The sequence below is a fragment of the Kitasatospora sp. NPDC007106 genome, from assembly GCF_040634455.1.
Classification (GTDB): domain Bacteria; phylum Actinomycetota; class Actinomycetes; order Streptomycetales; family Streptomycetaceae; genus Kitasatospora; species Kitasatospora arboriphila.
Map to the genome: position 1 here is coordinate 1 of NZ_JBEYFP010001372.1, position 1,164 is coordinate 1,164.

Here is a 1,164-nt window from a genome sequence, read left to right on the forward strand (position 1 = left end):
CCGGCGGGTGCGGCCGCTCATCGGCGGGCTCCGGCCCGGGCGCGGTTCCAGGCCGCGTCGCGCAGCAGGCGCAGGCCGTTGAGTCCGACGAGGACGGTGGAGCTCTCGTGACCGAGGACGCCGAGCGGAAGCGGGAGGGTGGCGACCAGGTCCCGGACCACCGGCGTCGCGATGATCACCGAGGCGATGCCGAGGTTCTGCACCACCAGGGCCCGGGCGCGGCGGGACGGCGCGACCACGGCGGGGACGGTGGCGGGCCTCGCCGCGGACGGCGGTGGCGACGGCGGGCAGCCGGACGCAGCAACCACGGAGGCGGGCCGGTGCGTCAGGGACGGTAGAACCCGACCCGAGGGAGTGAATCGTGCCCGGCAGGCCCCCGGCGAATCCGCACGCCGCCACCACCCCGGACGGCCCGGCACCCGGCTACGATCCACCTGCCCGGTGGTGGACGATCCTGCGGCACGCGCTGTCCATCGCCGTGACGACAGCGGTCATCGTCACGGCCTTCACGGTCCTCACCCTCCCCCTGGCGGCGGTCTTCCTCCTTGACGACGTGTTCGTTGTCCGCGACTTCGCCGAAGCCGTTCTGATCGCCCTCGGCGTGGGGTTCGCCGCGAGCGTGCTCGTCTTCCCCGTCGCCTTCGGGTTCGAGCGGCGTGTCATGCGCGGCGGCACCGCGTGGAAGGCGCTGGCGGCGTGTGCCCCGGTGGCCGCTCCGATCACGGCAGCGCTCATCTTGGCCTCACTGTTCGAGTTCCAGCCGTCGGCCGCCGTCGGCAATGCGCTCGACATCGCCGTGCTGCTCCTCGTGAGTTTCTCGGTCTACTGGCTGGCGCTGTGGTCGCTGAACGCCCTCCGCCACGGCGCTCGGCGCCTCTGCCGGCGGGTGGCGGGGTGACGTTCGTCGAGCACCTGACCTCCCGCGCCCGGCACGGCCGACACCGAGAGGTGCTTCCCGAGCTGCTCGACCTGGCCACCGATCCCGCCGCACCACCCGACCCGGCATGGGAGGCCGCAGCGGCGGCCGTCCAGATCCTCTGCTGGGAGGACCGCTTCGCGGAGGCGGGCGAGCTGGCCGAGCTGCTGATCGAACGTCAGGGGCCCGGCGGCGGGGACCTGTGCGACCAGGACATGCCCTTCATCGAGGCGTTCCTGGCCGCCCAG

General features: G+C 73.5%; 1 protein-coding gene and 2 pseudogenes. 2 read left to right on the forward strand and 1 reads right to left on the reverse strand.

Annotated features, from left to right (window positions below; translation table 11 throughout):
- Positions 1 to 17 precede the first annotated feature (17 nt).
- Positions 18 to 254 (reverse strand): annotated as a pseudogene (locus ABZ641_RS38580) (heavy metal translocating P-type ATPase); the annotation flags it as partial.
- 107 nt (positions 255 to 361) lie between these two features.
- On the opposite strand from ABZ641_RS38580, the gene ABZ641_RS38585 reads away from it, so the two are divergent.
- Positions 362 to 898, forward strand: coding sequence for a hypothetical protein (locus ABZ641_RS38585; RefSeq protein WP_344626128.1), 537 nt, complete (start codon positions 362 to 364; stop codon positions 896 to 898).
- Positions 895 to 1,164, forward strand: a pseudogene (locus ABZ641_RS38590) (hypothetical protein); the annotation flags it as partial. The gene ABZ641_RS38585 and the pseudogene ABZ641_RS38590, both read left to right, overlap by 4 nt.